The following is an 18,204-nucleotide window of genomic DNA, read 5'->3' on the forward strand; positions in this document are numbered from 1 at the left end:
TACCATAAAATAAATAACTTATCAATACACCTTTTTAAAAATAACAACAGCACAATCTCTTTGTGCTGTTGTTATTTATTTTTTAATAAACTTAACTTTTTTATTAGATAATACTACATAACCTATAAACGCAATTAATGCTACTGAAATATATATAATTAAATTACTTTCATCACCTGTAGCAACTGAACTATCCGGTTTTGTATCTGGTTTAACTATATCTGTAGGGTTTTCTGGTTTTGGAGTTGGTACAATATTAATTTCTACTAATCCAGCAATTGCATCGTTTAAGACTTTTGTTGCTTCATCTATTTTAGCTTGACTAATACCATTAGTATTAGCCACTACTTTTGCAGAAGCTAAAGCTTCTACTAATACATCCCATGATTCTTTTGTATACTTGCTTTCATCTAAATTAGAAGCTAATTCAATTATTTTATTTAATTCAACTTTATTTAATTTAGAATCATATGTAAGACCATAACCACGAGCATATAGGATTTCATCTGTATAACCATTTTTATTAACATTTAATTTTGGGACATTAACAGGTAATTTACCACTAGCTTTAAAAGTACCTAATGCAACTTCGATACCTGCAATAATATTAGGACCATATGCTGCCTCTGATGTAGTTACCCCACCAGTTAATGCTTCTGTTACATCAACTGAAGATCCTTTACATCCATATACTGCTAAAACAGCATCAGCATTTTGATACATTTGGACATCATAAGGTTTATCTACTGACATAATAATACTTGTTTTATCATTACTATCACAATAATTAACAAAAGCTTCCGGTCCAGCATATAACCAATGATTGGTAGAATAGCGGCTTGGAGTTGATATTTCTGAATTAATTATTACCGTATCAGCCCAATCAATTTTATTCTTTAAATCACCAGTAATATTTGCATTTGAATATCGATAAACATCTACTTTTGCTCCTTCTGGAATTAATCCTGCTTCTTTAGCCCGATTCCATGCCATTAACATTTGAGCTTTTTCATTATCATATGGACAAAGCATTAACACTTTGCTATTTTTTGTAATATTTAATGGTAATATATTATTTTCATTTCTAATAACTGTTGTAGATGCTGCCGCAATTTCTCTTTCAGCTTCTCTGTTTTCTTTAGAACCTACAACAGCTTTAGCTTTTTCTAAAGTATAGTTATTAGGATCATAATCTAAAATTCCTCTATTTTCTTTTAAAGTTAAAATTCTTGTTACCGCATCATCAAGTCTAGATACTGGAATTTCTCCATTATTAACTGCTTCTTCGACTCCATCAATAATTGCATCTAAATCCTTTAGATCCTCTAAGTTATATAATACAGTTGGCATACATACCATATCAATTCCAGCACTAAATGCTAATTTAACCGCTTGAACTTGATCAAAAGTATTTGCAACCCCTGCCATATTCATAGCATCCGTCACAACAACCCCATCAAATCCCATTTCACCTTTTAATAAATCTGTTAAGATTTTTTTAGACATAGTAGATGGTAGAGACTCATCTTGCCCTGTTTTATCTGAGTGCACTTTAGTATTATCCAACTGAGGATAAAGAATGTGCGCTGTCATAATCATTTCAATTCCTTGGTCAATTGCTACTTGATATGGCTTTAATTCATTATTCATTAATTCTTCTTTTGACTTATTAACAACCGGTAAACCATAGTGTGAATCTGTTGCTGTATCCCCATGTCCTGGGAAATGTTTAGCACATCCAATTACATTATTTTTTCTTAAACCCTCAATTGTTGCCGAAGCAAGTTCACCAACTGTTTGAGCATCATCACTATAAGATCTTAATCCAATAACTGGATTATTTGCATTATTATTAACATCAACAACTGGTGCTAAATTCGTATTAATTCCTAATACACTTAATTCACTACCAATAATTTCACCAGCTTTTTTTGAATATTTAGGATCTCTGGCTGCCCCTAATGCCATATTCCCTGGTAAAGCAGTTCCTGTGCCCAATCTATATACAGAACCACCCTCTTGATCAGCACTAATTAATAGAGGAATTCCACCATCCTTAGTCGCTGCTATTTGTAAATCCTTTGATAATTGAAAAGACTGCTCTGTACCAATTAGATTTTGAGCAAAATAAATAATAGATCCAAAATCATAATCCTCAACAATTTTTTGCACTTGCGAATTCATTTTAGTAAATCCTTGTTGATCAACATCATCTGTTAAATCCTCATCCCAATACCTAAAATCAACCATCATCATTTGAGTGATTTTTTGGCGTAATGTCATATTTGACAATAAAGTCTCAACCCTTGATGAAGCTGCCTTAACAGGTGCAGCTAAACCAACAACCATCAAAAATGACATTGTTAAACCTAAAACTTTTTTTATCTTTCTCTTTTTCATAAATTTTTCCCTTTCACATCTTAAGATTGTTATTGTAGCTATCTAAAAAATAACAAAAATATGGGTAGCTATTTCATAGTTACTACTTATATTTAACAATAACAATCCCTATGATTAAATTATATCTTATCAAAGTATTTTAGTGCAAGCGTTTTCATTTATTTGTAATTCAAAAAATCTATATAATTACAAGACCACAAAATAACACTTATACTTTTAAGTGCTTTCTTTTATTATCTTATTCAACTTTTCTTTTATTAAAAGTAATTTTTCTACTGCTGCTTCAATATCCTTATCTTCTCTTAATTTTTCTACAGTATCATATAATTTACTTGTAACTTCCCTTAATTCCCTCATTTTTCTTCTCCTTTCTTAATTATTATACAGCTAAATTATATAATATTTTGCCAAAACTTTGCAGACTGATATGGACTTAAAAAAGTTCAGACTAAACTAAAAAATATTTTTACACGCTATACTAATATTTTTAACAAATTTGTTACTTATTTAATACGTTTTATCACATTTTTGTTATAAATAATCCATATATATGAGAAGAAAAAATGCACCCAAAATAAACAGGTGCTTTCTTTTACAATCTTCCTTAATTTATCCATAATCTCCTACAAAAAAAGATACCGATTAAAGCATCTTTTTTATAGAGATATTTACCTTCTCTATATATGACCAATACTATTATAGCATAAATTAAAACACAATTGTACGATGCCCCCTAAAATACAAAAAAACTAGATCACTAACCCGAGTTTTATTCTATAAATACAGAAGTTACTTCTATTTTTTGTAAAAACTGTTAAAAAGCTATAACAAATTACTATAGCTTCAATATTTATAAAGAACCCAAATATTTTTTCTCGCACTTTTAAATTTTATTTTTGATGCAATTAAATATTTTTTTATTGAAGAATAATTAAGAATAATCAATGCTACCATTGTTAAGATAAGAGCAGCCCAGTTATTAAGAACATTATTATCATATAAATAACGTACAAAAACAATAAAAACAAAAGAGAATACTAACAATAATATATCTAAAATATTATTTTTTTTCATACATACTCCCTCCTTTAATTAGCATTGTTTGTACTAATACTATAATGGCACAACTCTGTACTCTCAATATCCAGTGCTACATGGCCCTGAATGTCTTGGTTCATAACCAGGAATATAACTTTGAATAAATCTTCCAGTTAACTTATAAAGGGCACGTGGTTTTGCTGATGTTCCTAACATTTTTAAAACAATTCTACAAATATCATGCCCAGTATAATACGGGATACTAGAACATGCACTTCAAACAGATATAATAGCTTTCCCAATTGCGATCGATGTTAATGCTCTAGTTGTAGGTGGTTGACTTAAATCAGATTCTAATACATTATAATAATCTTTAAGAATTATTTCACCATTTGCCATATAGATTGCCTCTGAACCGTCTTCATAGATGATTACAGTATTTCCATCTTCGTCAAAATACTGTGTTTTAATTTCAGATGACTGCATTCTACATGTTGAACAATCTGGCTTTGCAGCAACACCAATATAAATGATAGCAATAATCAATTAACATACAGTGAATAAACAAATTAATACTTTTGATATGTGTTTTAACATAATTATCTTACCTTTGATTTATTGGGTTCTTTTATTGTTTTCTCCTACTTATATTATATGATAAATTTCAATAATTAGCAGTCTGTTTTGTTATTCATACATATGTATGATAAAATAGTGGGATGTTTTTATTCTTCCACACATATATAAGCTTAACAATAAAGAATAGGAACAGATACTGCAGAATATTAAAGATTATTAAAATATTGTATTACTTGACTTTTATCCAACATATTGATACTTTAATAATAGAGAGTGCTTTCTTTATCATTATTATTTATTTTGTAAAATAATAAAATAGTGGCAAGTGGGAGACACAAGATGGAGAAAAAAATATGAAAATATCAAAAGGAGCTATTATTGTAACACTTTTTGTGATTTCAATGGTTTTAGTTATAATATGTGCAATTATTGACGGAAATTCAGATCCTTATTCTAATACAACCAAATATCTTAAAGATGCTTTTAATGAAAATGAATATGGTGTGACAATTATTGATTCAAATAAAGGAGAAGATGTTACAGAATCTTTTATTTCAGAAAATAAAGAGCTTTATGAAAACGGTGATTGGGATGCAGTTATGGAAAATTTCTTATCAGGACATTATCATTTACAAGTTGAAAGAAATTCAGATGAAGAGTGATTTTAACATAAAATATAAAATGAGGTTAAGACAACAAATGTCTTAACCTTTTGTTATACTAAAAACCTAGATTGGTTGTATGATACTATCCCACTAAAGTAGACAGATGAAATAATTAAAATTTCACTTATCTATGGAGGTGGGATTTTATATATTTGTTGTTTACATGGATTCTCTTTCTATAACCATTTTGAATTATACTGTGCGTAACACCCATATGGATTAGTGTATGTTCTAACCTTGTGTTAAGCCTATTACCTTGTATATACTCCGCACCATGTTTTAGATAAACAGTTTCCATAACTAATAGCTCTTTCCACTTAACAAATAACTCCAAGTATCAGGACCAATAATCCCATCCTGTATTAATCCTCGATTTTTTTGAAACACTTTTATTGCATTTTCAGTAGCTGATCCAAAATTACCATCTTCTACCAAACTAAATCCAACACTATTAAGACGCTCTTGAACCAACTTTGTTATATTACCTTCAGCTCCTTTTTTAATAGTAGGATAGTTACTAAAACCCTGCTTTTTACACTCAACTTTTAACCTGTTAATCCAATCATCTCTTTGTTGTGAAGGTTGATTAGACACTTGGCCTGTTAATCCTTCAACAATTGCATTTGCCATTGAATTATAATTATAAAGACCTGCATCAATTGCACTATCACAGAAACAACATTCAATTAAAATTGCAGGTGCTTTAGTGTGCTTAAGCACATATAAATCAGTTCTATCTTTTATCCCACGATTTTTGAATCCTAATTTTGCTATTGCATTACAAATATTTTGTGCTACTGTCTGGGTTTTGTTAGAATATTGTAAAACTTCAACTCCATGTCCCTCACCATTTGAAGCATTAAAATGAATACTGATATCTAAATCAACTGTATGGGCATTACATTTTGTTACAATATTAGCAAGATTTTCATTTTGGGTCTTACCCTTATTATCAGTACAATCATATACTGTAAAATTTAAAGAATGTAATTTAGAAATTACAGCATTTTTAACATTTCTATCTTCTGTTGTTTCACTGAAATATCCACTAGAACCACTAACATTAAAATTATGTCCTGCATGAACATTATAAATCGGCATATTCCTCCTCCTTTCTATTTATTAGAGAGCTTTTTATAATATAAAAGCCCTCAACTAATAATATTCTATTATATAATTTAACTAAGGGCTAATTAAACCATTTCTAAAGTTATTGTAATAATAAATTTTTAATCAAAAAAGAGATTTTATTAAGAAATCTCTTTAATAGTTAAGATTATTATATAAACTTAATCATTAATTAAAAATGAAGCCCCTATAAATGAAGCGATAGGTACTGTTAAAACAATTCCTAAAGTACCTGCTATGCCTTGTGCAAATTCAATTATAATATAATTAGAATTAAGTAACTGCAAAACATCTACATTATATGAAAATAATACCAATAATGATATAAAAGCACTTCCAGTAAAAGCTAAAATCAATGTATTTGTCATCGTCCCAATCATATCCTTACCTATTTCAATTCCAGAATTAAATAATTCTTTTTTTGTTAAATTAGGCTGATGATAAGAAACTTCATATAATGCCGAAATAATCGACATTCCAACATCCATAATTGCTCCCAATGATGACACTAACACACCTGCAAACAATATATCCTTTATTTGTAGATTCGTAGCTCTTGTAATTAAAATTAAGCTTTCTGCTTCATCACTACTATAACCATTAATATTTAATACTTTTGACATTATATAGAAACAAACTGCGCTTAAAATCACCCCTAAAACTGTAGCTGTAATTGCACCATAGGTTTTTTTAGATCTACCGTTTAATAATAATAAAGTAACGATCGTTGAAAGTATTATACATATTACACTCATGATTACCGGTGGATATCCAGAAAATACTGTCGGTAATAAAAAGAAAATAACTAAATATAGCGTATATGCTAAACCAATGATTGATTTTAATCCTTTTCCTCGGCCAATCGTAATAACTATAATAAATAAGATAAGGGTAAAAATGATTAGACCTAATCCCCGATCAAAATTATAAACTGTGTAATATGCTTCTATGCCATCAGGTTCATCAGCTGAAATAATTACTTTAGAACCTATCTTAACTTCAACATTATGAGCAGCAGTTAAATAATTATCTAATGTAACTATTTTACCCTTATTTTTACCATCAAGAATTTTAACTTTTATAACTTGTTTACCTAAATTAATCTTTAATTCTTGATCATATTTAATATCCGTACTTGATATTTCAACGACTTTAGCACTAACAAAATCTGTAGTATCATTATTAACTCGTGAATAATCTTTTTTTAAATAATTATTGAATAACATTGATAGTATAACTGTAAATAAAATTATTATTATAACTATACGATTTTCTTTTAACTCTTGAATAAATTTTTTCATGTATTACCTCTAATAAATTTAGTGGTAATACTATTACCACTAAATTTGTTAATCCTTTTGACTATTTTTTCTTGTTCTTAATGCCACCAATGAACATCCTAAAGCTGTAAACAATAGCGTTCCATATGCTAGTAAATCATTATCATCTCCTGTTGCTACTTTATCACTATCTTTAGTAGTTGATTTTAAAGGTGTTAGAGATTGATTAGAGTTTAAATTATCTGATTTTTCAATCGTTGGTTTCATACTTGTAAGCAAGTTGCTTAAAGAAGTTTGAATATGATTGATTTGAGCCTCAGATGCATTTTCATCAGCTAAGATAGCTTTTGCTGATTTTAAAGTATTTTGTAATAAATCCCAGCTGGCAGCACTATAATCTTCTTGTTTTAAACTTTCTGCTTGTTTAATTAAATCTTCTAATATATCTTTATTAGGTATTAATCTAAGATTTAAGTAAGCTTTAATTAATGATTCTTGTATTTCTTCAATTTCATTTTGAAGAGCATTTTCATTAGCTAATACTTGTTTAGCATCTTCAAGAATTGGTAACATCAACTGCCATGATGATTGACTATATTTTGCTGCATCTAATTTATCAATTGTTGTTACTAAATTTTGTAATGCTTCTTTATCACCCTTTTTAAAATCAAGATAATGCATTATATATGCTAGACGTGTTCCTGCATCATCAACTTGTTCTTGAGTTGCATTAGGATCATTAAATACTGTTTTAGCATGATTTAATGCTTCTTTAAATTCTTTTGCTACAACAGGAACTAATGAATCAATATGTTCTTGAGTAATTTTATCTGCTTCTTCAATAGCAATCTTTAAAAAAGTTTTATTTGTTTCAACTTGTGTTGTTTTATTAATTGTAAAAGTATCAATAACTGCCCAATCATTACTATTTGCATCATATAAATAAGTTGTCACTTTAAACTGATTGTCATTTACTTCAATATTAGAAATTGAACGTTGTTTAGATTGATCCATCTTTGCTACAAATTCAGTACTAATATCAGTTTTAATATTATAATACTTACTTCCTGAAGCAGAATTAGCCGTTACATACAAGATACCATCAGGATCAGTTACACTTTCTAAAGTGCTAGTATCTGTTACTACCTCCATCCCTTTCATAATATTACTACGAACATAAACATGGTCATGTCCCATTAACACAACATCAACTCCAAGCTTATCAAATACTGGTGTTAGTTCTTCGCGACGTTTTAAGATACTGTTTTCAACGGCATGGCTAGCTACTGAATATATTGAATGGTGGAAAACTACCACTTTCCAGCGAACATCTGAATTAGCAGCAATTGCTTCTTCCATAAAAGCCTGATGTTCTGCTGTTGAAGTATTATTGGTATTGATATTCATAAATAATGTATTATTATAAACATACCAATAATCACTACCAGCAGTTGTTGCGCCTTTATCTGTTACATTTGGTAAATTATAGTGTTGTCCATAAGCATTAGAACTTGAATCATGATTACCTACGGTTGTTGCTTGAGGAATACTTGTAAGTTCTTCGTGTTCTAAATAACCACTATATTGAGCCTCATTATTTGCAGTATTTACTTGATCACCCGCTGATAAAATAAAGTTAGGGTTAAATTTTGCAACTGAATCTTCTAAAGTTTTACCCCATCCAATAGTATCATTACTAGCATTTCCACTAGCACCGATTTGAGGATCACCTGCTAATACAAAATTGAAGCTGCCATCAAAATCTTTAGTTGTAAAATCATATACCTGACTTACCTTATCACCATTAACAATTCGATATACATATTTAGTATTTTCTTCTAAATTTGTCAATGTTGCCTGATTATAGTAAAAACCATTATCATTTGATTGATTACTAGTTGCATTTACAGTTACAAATTCTGTTGGAAACTGTCCATTAATCATTGAACCAGCTTTAGCCAATTGCACAATTCCTGTTTGCGTACTATTTGCATACCAGGTAAGATTCATTTTAGTTTCATCTTCACCAACTGTTAGATTAAGTGCTTTTTGTTCAACTTCTATCTCACCATAATTTATTTGAAGATCGGCAAATTCAAAATACACATCTGAGCTGCTAGCTCTTCCTTGATGAAGTTCCACTGCAATAATATTTTCACCTGTTTTTAATACATCTTTTAATTGTTCTTTAGATAAATTAATTTCTCCTTCTTTAGGCGTTCCTGCATTAGAACCACCATATGATAGATTTGATTCAAATCCCCCATCTGGTTCATCAAATGAAACAACTTTCACACCATTAAGATAAATAATTGCAGCATCATCATAATAAAGACTACCTGTGATTGATGATAGATCATCTAAACTATTAATATTTACTGTTGTTCTAAAAAAGAATGCTGGAATATCTTCACTTGTTCCTTCAATATATTGATTTAATAATACAGTTGGCATAAAGTTTCCACCTAAATTGGTTAAAGCTCCATTCTTAGCCCCAAATTTACCAGCAGCACTTTTCCACTCTGTATCTAGATATTCAGCTTTAGTCCATGCATAACGGTCTTCTTGTGTACCTGGATCAACATTGTTATCTAGATACTTCCATGTCGTTGAAGCATTGACTAAATCAGTTGTCTCATTAAATTGCACACTATCAGCATGAGCTGGTAACACTTGATAATTATTTGCAACATATCCTGTTGAAACCAATAATGCTAAAGTAGCCATCGAAATTTTTAAAACTTTATTCTTTTGTTTATTCATTTCCATTCTCCTCTTTTTATTTTTCACAGGGACATCTTAGCACTCAAAAATCCTATAAACAATACACTTTACTGATACTTAATTAATTTAACATAATCTTAAAAAACACAAAAAAACGTTATCATAAAAATAACGTTTTTTTAACTAAATACGACTTTTACTACATAAACGTACATAAAATAATTGGTAAAAACATCGCTGGAATATAATTCATCAACTTTAATTTCGTTACTTTCAATAAATTCAGTCCTGTTGCAATAATTACTAAAGAACCAACACAAGTCATTTCATTAATTACACTATTACTTAATAAAGGGGCAGCTGCAATCGCTAAAAACGTTAAACCTCCCTGATATATTAAAACAAAACCAGCCGAAAACATTACTCCAATTCCTAAAGTAGAAGCAAAAATAATCGAAGAACAAAAATCTAATGTTGATTTAGTATATAACATTGTATTATCACCTAAAAGACCCGCATTCATCGCTCCAACAATCGTCATTGAACCAATACAAAAAAGTAAACTTGAAGTGATAAAACCCTGAGAAATACTATTTTCACTCTTCCCTTTAGAAAACCTCTTTTCAATCTTTCTAACCCCACTATTTACATGCTTATCAATATCAATAGCTTCACCAAGTAATGTCCCTAATACCATTGAAATAATCATCACTAATGTATTTTCACCTTTAAAAGCTCCACTAATACCAATGTAGATCGTACATAGACCTAAAGCTTTCATCAAAGAATCACCAATTCGTTTTGGTATCCCTTTTTTAATCAATAAACCAATACTAGCCCCTACAATAACAGCTACAGTATTTACTATCGTCCCTAACATCTATCCTCTCCCAAAATTCTTTCAATCTCATCTTTAACCTCAAATAAAGATGGCAATGTTTTATATGTAAGAGCTAAAATTTCCGGTCCATTAACAACTAAGTCAGGTACACAAATCACTGGTATCTTAGCTTTGTGACTAGCTAAAATACCATTAGTTGAATCCTCTAAAACTATCGCCCTATCATTATCTATATCAAAATGCATCAAAACTTTTAAAAACAATTCAGGATTTGGTTTACCATGAACAACAGAATCACCACCAATAACAAAATCAAATACATCTTCCATTTTCGCTAATTCCAAATATTCATTAATTAAATCAATTGAAGAAGATGAAGCAATTGCTATCTTAGTCCCTTTTTCCTTTAAATATCCTATCAGCTCTTTTAAACCAGGTTTAATTGGTAACCCATGATTATAAAAATATTCCATCCGCATCTTTTTAGCCAAAGCTCGTACTTCAAATACTGGATAATCATCCCCAAATTTTGCTTTAACTTTCAGCACATGATCATGAACATTCATCCCAATTAATCCCATTTGAAACTCATCATCCACTATATAACCATACTCTCTTGCAGCATCTTTAAAACACTTTGCCCCAATCGGTTCTGTGTCAAACATCAAACCATCCATAGCACATATCACTAATTCTATTTTCATATTTTTCATCCTTTCATAATAAAAGAGCGTAATACGCTCTTTTATCTTACTACATTATTTTAAATAAAACAAATATCCCTCTCTACTTCTTTAACCCCATTAATTATCGGAAATATTTAATAAATAAATTTAGTATCGATACTAAAGAAGTTTACCATAAAAATATCTATGATTTTTTATGGTAAATATAATTTGTATATTTATTACTTTCTTTTATAAACAATAGATAAATTATTATATATATTGATGATAAACAAAAAAGAGGTATTAAATGAAGTTTTAACGATTGAGTGTCATGAGGGTATTCATAAATAAAAAAAGCTCCAATTTATAGGAACTTCTTACTTTAAAACAGTCTATCCTCACAAAATAAAAAGGGATCTGTTTAGATCACCTTTTTATTGGTTCCAGCAATTATACTTTGGTCGCTTATACTAATATATAAGCTCATTCATATTTGATAAGTAATTAATAAATTCTAGATTCATTAATAATCTCCCAAATATTAATTGACCCTTTGAACTTAAAATCACAGATCAATCAAATCGACCAATCTATCATCGTCTATAAAAAGTTAGAGCCGTCGCTCTAACTTGTGGGGAGGGAAGAGCACGATGCTCTCCCTTCGTTTTGTGCGAGAGCACATTTGGGATAAAGTGGTTCGTCATTCGAACCACTATTATCATAACATATTTGACGAAAAATGGAAGAGTTTTTTTCAAAATAACACTATAAGTGTCAAAAAAGCTTTTTTAACTCCGAAAAATTACCTTTAAAACTATCTCCAACTACTCCCATCTTTTCTTCTTAAGAATTCATCAATCATATAATCAAGATGATCTTGATTATTACTTCTAACCATAAAAACATGATTTCCCATCGCTGCACTTAACGCCTCAGGTACATCAACATCTAAAACAATATCAAAACCAAACTGATCTCTTAATTGCAAATCATCATATAAATAATCAAAGTTATCTCGACGTCCAATATAAGCTACTAAATATTGCTGTTTTAAATCTAAGAAACATTTATCATAAATTACCATATCAGCCCAGACTGTATAAACATCACTATCATAACTAAAATTTATCATATCTGGCATATATGCCCCAGGTGCACGCATATTTACTTCAAGTCCTACTAAATCTCCTTTTTTCCCTAAGCCTTCCTTATCCGCGTCTAATCTAAAGAATTCAAAGTGAAAAAATCTACTTCTAGTATCAAAAGCTTTAACTACTTTTTGACCAATTTTTTCAATATCAGTACCCTTTACAAAACGATTTTGAAAAGCTGTATCACAATGATCATTTACATTATCCATAATTGAATTCAACATAATCGTACTATTAGCTATTAAAACATTCTTTTTAGAATCAGTTATACCATCATATGTCTCAACATGACCATTTACATATTCTTCCATAATATAAAGACGATCATCTTTAGTAGCAAAGAAATATTCTAATTCCTGCTGGTTATTTAATTTGTATGTTGATGTTGCCCCAACCCCATTATCTGGCTTTACTACAATTGGATAACCAACTTTTTCAATAAAAGTTAAAGCATGATCAAAAGTATCTACTAAACAATATCTAGCTACATTTAATCCAACACTTTCATAAACTGCTTTCATCTTTGATTTATATTTCATTACTGCTAGATCTTCAAATTTAGTCCCACTATCAATATTAAAATCAGTTCTAAGTTTAGCATCAGTTTCTAGCCAATACTCATTTTGACTCTCAATAAAATCAATTCTCCCATACTTACTAATAAAATAAGCAACCGCTTTATAAACTTCGTCATAATTCTCTAAATCATTAACACGATAATACTCACTTAAACTTACCCTAGTTTCCTTACTAATCTCTTGATAATTTGCATCACCAATTCCCAAAACATTTACACCACGTATTTTTAACCGTGAACAAAAATTATGAAAATATAATGGAAAATGTGGTGAGATAAATACTACATTCATAAAATTTCCCCCTTTACAAAATATGATTTAAAAAATACGGTAACTGGATCTGCCACCAATCCCAGTCATGATTAACGTCATTTCCCCAAAAATCAATCCATGCTGGAATATCTTTATGATCCAATAATTCTTTCATTCTAGTTGTAGAATATATCATCTCATCTTCCCAGGCACCTTGACCACAACATAGAATAATATCACGATGACGATACATTTCTACATATGGATGATCATATGACATCCCATTTATAAACTGAATCGGACTATTATTATAAAGAATTTCATCATGATAATCTCCAAAGAAAAGATCGCTATCATAATAACCACTTAAACAAATACATCCCTGAAAAAGATCAGGTCTTCTAAACATAAAATTAGCTGCATGAGTCGCTCCCATTGAGCATCCTGTTGTATAAATTAGTCTTCCAGTACCATTAATATCAAAAATCCTAGGTACCAGCTCATCAACTACATAATAATACCATTGTTCCATCATATAAGTACGATGCTGATTATCGCCACCTTCATCAGACCAGCATTCTCCATCAATACTATCTAAACAAAAAACCTGCACTTGTCCAGATTCAATTTTATCAGCAATAACATTTATCATCCCAAAGTTTTCAAAATCATAAAAGCGTCCATCTTGCGCTGGAAATACCAACAAAGGAATTCCAGTATGACCATAGATCTTAAACTCCATCTCTCGATTTAAACAATTACTATACTCTTTAAAATATTCAACTCTCATCACTAAGCCTCCTGTAATACCTTTTCAATAAACTCATTTACTTCTTCCAATGTTTCAAAACGAGCTGTATATGTATAATTCCCCATTGCTCCAGATAATATATCCGGCATTCGTTCATTCATCATAATATGATTTTCATACATGGCAGTAATTGCATCATTATTATAATAATAATTCTTGCCATCACGCCGTCCACAATAAACACAGTGATATGGGCGATTAGTGTAATAATTACTATGATCATAAACAACCATATCACTATAAATATTATAAACATCTATATCATTAGCCCAATTCATCATATCTGGTGAATACCCACCTGGTGGTCGCATATTAACTTCTAAACCAATAAAATCTCCTTTACTACCTAACCCTGGTCGATCCTCTAATAATTGAAAAAACTCACAATGGAAGAATCTAGCATTTACTGGAAACTCCTTAACTACACTTCTCCCTAGTTTAACAAGTTCATCAGGAATCTTTCTCAATGAATAATAATGCATATCACTATTCTTGTTTACAACATCCATTATTGAATTAGGAAAAACATGAGCTGTTTCAAATAACACTTCATGTTTACTATTTGCCATTCCATCATAAGAAATAATTAATCCATTAACAAATTCTTCCATAATATATTGAGTAATATGTTCAATTTGATAAAAATCCTCTAATTCCTGATCATTATTCAACTTATATGTAGCAGCTGCACCAACACCATTATCTGGCTTAACTACTACTGGATAACCTACTTCTTCAACAAACTTCTTCCCCTTTTCAAGTGTATCTACTAGATGATAACGGGCAGTCTTAACACCTGCTTTTTTATAATAAGCTTTCATTCCTGATTTAGTCTTAAAAATTTTTATAATATCCTCTTTCATTCCCGTATTAATATTGAAATCAGTTCTTAACCTAGCATCTAATTCTAACCAGTATTCATTATTAGATTCTAACCAGTCAATCTTTCCATACTTACTTGCAAGATATGCTACACATCGATACACATTTTCATAATTCTCCATATCATCAACGTAACAATATTCAGTTACTGAGCTTTTTAATTCATCGCTTATCTCTCTGTCTGGCATGTCCCCAATTGCCAATACATTTACACCATGACGTTTCATTCGATCACAAAAATGCCAATATGATTTAGGAAACATCGGTGATATAAATAAAAAGTTCATAAGCCCCCTCCTTTCTACTTTCAATGGCTTCACCATTGCTTAACTCAATTATAACATAGAAGTAAAAAATATAGCAAAAATAAACATATTTTAACTATTAAAAAATAACTTTAACTATCGAAATAAAAAGCAGTTGAAAATCAACTGCTTAAGTTATTCATCAATTGTCTGTTTAGTTTTTTTTCGATGCCTAAAATAATTAACTAATGAATAATATAATGGTATTGTTAAAAAAACCAGCCATGTTGGTGACCATATATTTTGATAGAATCCTGCATATAAAAAATAAAGAATCGCTAATAACGGATATGGAAACCTATTCATATTATGATGCTTAACAGCACCAATAGCACCTTCAATAATTGGAATAATTAATAAAAATATCCATAACGGATGCCATGCACCTGTATATAATGCAATTGCAATATATGCAATTATTGTAATTAAAGCAAACGGAAATTTTGTATAATCTTCATAATAATGATCCCATCCTTTTTCTTTACGAATTTTTTCCCATTCATCATGATCATACTTCTTATCGTCTACAAAAACACCAGAACCATCAATATGAACCCTTGAATTTTCATTAGGATCTTCAACATGAATTCCATTCCATCCCACATGAACCTCTTCACCATCTTCACCAACAACATGAATTCCATGTTTCAAACTAATATGGACGCTTTCTTTTTTCTTCTCTGTAGTATTTTGATATTCTGTTTCTGCCTGATTATTACCACTTTCAAATTCTTTTTGATCCGTCTTTAATAAATCATCTAATGATATCCCATAAAGTTCAGCTAACAAAATTAAATTATCTGTATCCGGAGAAGCTTCCGCACGCTCCCATTTACTAACAGCTTGACGACTAATTCCTAATTCATTTGCTAAAGCTTCTTGAGAAAGTTTTTTTTCTTTACGTAACTTGACTAATCGATTTGCAATTTCTATATTCATAAATTTTATTCCTCCCTAAATCACCTACATTATGCAAAATAATGTTCAGTTGCTCTAGATATTCTAGTTTTCATTTCCGCAACCAGTGGTTGCAATATGGTTATTATATTACAATTTATTCGATGAATACATATAAATTATAATATTTGTTGAAATAATTTAAAATAATGATTATCATAATAGTAGGTGATACATTTGTATGGTGTAATACACCTCCTTTCTGAAAAATGGACTGTTCGTGCTTGCACAGTCCATTTTCTTTTATTTTAAAAGCACTTTAAAGATGAAGTGCTTTTAAAACAATAATTTATTAAAGTTTTTTTGCATCATATGTTACTTGAATCCCTAAATTACTAAATACTTTTGCATCCATTGGACCAATTGAAGAAGTAACATGAGCCTGAGTTCCTTTTATTTTTGGTAATTGTCGTAACGCTAGTTTAGCATTTTCATTATCAACAGCACTTAAAGATAAAGCAATCAAAATTTCATCACTATGTAGGCGAGGGTTTATGCTACCAAGATACTCAGTTTTTAAATTTTGAATTGGACCAAATGCACTTGGAGAAATTAAATGAACATCGCTTGGAATATTAGCCAGATATTTGATTGCATTGATTACAAGTGCTGAACATGATCCCATAAAATCTGAAGTTTTACCTGTAATGATAGTTCCATCATCTAGTTCAATTGCTCCAGCATAACAATTCGCTTCTAAAGCTTTTTTATTTGCAGCTGCAACACACTTACGATCTTCAACTACAACTTTAGCTTGATTCATAACTAATTCCTGTTTATTAAACTCATCTAAAGAACATTGTTCTTTAACATAACGATTTCTAGTATGATAATAGCGACGAATAATTTCTTGACGACTAGCTTCTTTACACACCTCATCATTACTTATACAAAAACCTGCCATATTTACTCCCATGTCTGTTGGTGAATTATATGGGCTAACGCCATAAATCTCTTCAAACATATTTTTTAAAACAGGAAAAATTTCAATATCTCGATTATAATTTACAGTTACTTTATTGTAGGTTTCTAAATGAAAAGGATCAATCATATTAACATCATTCAAATCTGCCGTAGCAGCTTCATATGCTAGATTAACAGGGTGGTTTAAAGGAATACTCCAAATAGGAAAAGTTTCAAATTTAGCATATCCTGCTTTTACTCCTCTTATATGTTCATGAAATAATTGCGAAAGGCATGTCGCCATTTTACCACTCCCTGGTCCTGGAGCTGTTACAACAACTAATGGTTTTGTTGTTTCAATATAATCATTTTTTCCAAACCCTTCCGCACTGATTATCTTTTTAGTATTAGTTGGATAACCATCGATCAAATAATGTAAATATACATTAATATTTCGTTTTTCTAAACGACTTTTAAATATATCAGCAGCTTTTTGACCATCATATTGTGTTATAACTACACTTCCAACATATAACCCTTTACTGCGATAGATTTCAATCAAACGCAAAACATCATTATCATAAGTAATTCCTAAATCACCACGTACTTTATTACGCTCAATATCACTTGCAGAAATAGCAATCACAACTTCTGCTTGATCTTTTAACTGTAGTAACATCTGTAATTTACTATCTGGTGCAAAACCGGGCAAAACTCTAGAAGCATGATAATCATCAAATAATTTTCCCCCAAATTCCAAGTATAATTTATCACCAAATTGTTCAATCCGTTCTTTTATATGGGTGGATTGCATTTTTAAATATTTATCATTATCAAACCCAACTTTCATTTCAATCTTGTATGAAGATTATTTAAATTTAGTTATAAGCTTCATACTTCTCCTTTCATAAAATCTATAAAAAATACTACTTTTATCTTTTGTATTCTACTTTATTTATTATATTATTGCACGATTTTGCATTAAATTTTACGTACAAATAAAAAATTATTATATAAAAAATAACATCTATAGATGTTATTT

Annotated in this window: 15 protein-coding genes; 1 reads left to right on the top strand and 14 read right to left on the bottom strand. The window is 29.9% G+C overall.

All coding sequences use genetic code 11. From position 1 onward, the window contains the following. Positions 1 to 75: 75 nt before the first annotated feature. The 4 genes from ACLR9T_RS07925 to ACLR9T_RS07940 form a co-directional block, all read right to left on the bottom strand. Positions 76 to 2,400 carry a glycoside hydrolase family 3 protein gene (locus ACLR9T_RS07925; RefSeq protein WP_413109002.1) on the bottom strand — a complete coding sequence of 775 codons (2,325 nt, stop codon included), beginning with the start codon at positions 2,398 to 2,400 and terminating at the stop codon, positions 76 to 78. Positions 2,401 to 2,616: 216 nt separating this feature from the next. Beyond that, positions 2,617 to 2,757, bottom strand: coding sequence for a hypothetical protein (locus ACLR9T_RS07930; RefSeq protein WP_413109003.1), 141 nt, complete (start codon positions 2,755 to 2,757; stop codon positions 2,617 to 2,619). Between the two features lie 486 nt (positions 2,758 to 3,243). After that, positions 3,244 to 3,474: a hypothetical protein gene (locus ACLR9T_RS07935; protein WP_413109004.1), complete on the bottom strand. Its 231-nt coding sequence runs from the start codon at positions 3,472 to 3,474 to the stop codon at positions 3,244 to 3,246. 240 nt (positions 3,475 to 3,714) lie between these two features. Beyond that, entirely contained in the window at positions 3,715 to 3,924 is a 210-nt protein-coding gene (locus tag ACLR9T_RS07940; protein WP_413109005.1) for a hypothetical protein, read from the bottom strand. A gap of 446 nt (positions 3,925 to 4,370) precedes the next feature. On the opposite strand from ACLR9T_RS07940, the gene ACLR9T_RS07945 reads away from it, so the two are divergent. Further along, positions 4,371 to 4,679, top strand: a complete 309-nt coding sequence (locus ACLR9T_RS07945; protein ID WP_413109006.1) for a hypothetical protein — start codon at positions 4,371 to 4,373, stop codon at positions 4,677 to 4,679. 303 nt (positions 4,680 to 4,982) lie between these two features. On the opposite strand, the gene ACLR9T_RS07950 is transcribed toward ACLR9T_RS07945, so the two are convergent. The 10 genes from ACLR9T_RS07950 to ACLR9T_RS07995 form a co-directional block, all read right to left on the bottom strand. Further along, positions 4,983 to 5,783: an N-acetylmuramoyl-L-alanine amidase gene (locus tag ACLR9T_RS07950; RefSeq protein WP_413109007.1), complete on the bottom strand. Its 801-nt coding sequence runs from the start codon at positions 5,781 to 5,783 to the stop codon at positions 4,983 to 4,985. A gap of 188 nt (positions 5,784 to 5,971) precedes the next feature. Further along, positions 5,972 to 7,111 (bottom strand): YibE/F family protein, encoded by a 1,140-nt coding sequence (locus ACLR9T_RS07955; RefSeq protein WP_413109008.1) that lies wholly within the window; start codon positions 7,109 to 7,111, stop codon positions 5,972 to 5,974. Between the two features lie 48 nt (positions 7,112 to 7,159). Further along, complete coding sequence (locus ACLR9T_RS07960) at positions 7,160 to 9,853, bottom strand: fibronectin type III domain-containing protein (RefSeq protein ID WP_413109009.1); 2,694 nt, start codon at positions 9,851 to 9,853, stop codon at positions 7,160 to 7,162. A 160-nt stretch (positions 9,854 to 10,013) separates the two neighbouring features. Then, positions 10,014 to 10,694, bottom strand: coding sequence for a DUF554 domain-containing protein (locus ACLR9T_RS07965; RefSeq protein ID WP_413109010.1), 681 nt, complete (start codon positions 10,692 to 10,694; stop codon positions 10,014 to 10,016). After that, entirely contained in the window at positions 10,688 to 11,359 is a 672-nt protein-coding gene (locus tag ACLR9T_RS07970) for an HAD family hydrolase (protein ID WP_413109011.1), read from the bottom strand. Before ACLR9T_RS07970 ends, ACLR9T_RS07965 begins: the two co-directional genes overlap by 7 nt. 778 nt (positions 11,360 to 12,137) lie before the next feature. After that, entirely contained in the window at positions 12,138 to 13,343 is a 1,206-nt protein-coding gene (locus tag ACLR9T_RS07975; protein WP_413109012.1) for an ATP-grasp domain-containing protein, read from the bottom strand. A 13-nt stretch (positions 13,344 to 13,356) separates the two neighbouring features. Continuing rightward, positions 13,357 to 14,094, bottom strand: a complete 738-nt coding sequence (locus ACLR9T_RS07980; RefSeq protein ID WP_413109013.1) for an esterase family protein — start codon at positions 14,092 to 14,094, stop codon at positions 13,357 to 13,359. A 2-nt stretch (positions 14,095 to 14,096) separates the two neighbouring features. Continuing rightward, positions 14,097 to 15,284 carry a carbamoylphosphate synthase large subunit gene (locus ACLR9T_RS07985; protein ID WP_413109014.1) on the bottom strand — a complete coding sequence of 396 codons (1,188 nt, stop codon included), beginning with the start codon at positions 15,282 to 15,284 and terminating at the stop codon, positions 14,097 to 14,099. Between the two features lie 153 nt (positions 15,285 to 15,437). Then, positions 15,438 to 16,241, bottom strand: a complete 804-nt coding sequence (locus ACLR9T_RS07990) for a helix-turn-helix transcriptional regulator (RefSeq protein WP_413109015.1) — start codon at positions 16,239 to 16,241, stop codon at positions 15,438 to 15,440. A 310-nt stretch (positions 16,242 to 16,551) separates the two neighbouring features. Next, positions 16,552 to 18,012, bottom strand: coding sequence for a DUF1846 domain-containing protein (locus tag ACLR9T_RS07995; protein ID WP_413109016.1), 1,461 nt, complete (start codon positions 18,010 to 18,012; stop codon positions 16,552 to 16,554). Between the last annotated feature and the right edge of the window lie 192 nt (positions 18,013 to 18,204).

The organism is Thomasclavelia sp. (genome assembly GCF_047249845.1).
Classification (GTDB): domain Bacteria; phylum Bacillota_I; class Bacilli_A; order Erysipelotrichales; family Coprobacillaceae; genus Thomasclavelia.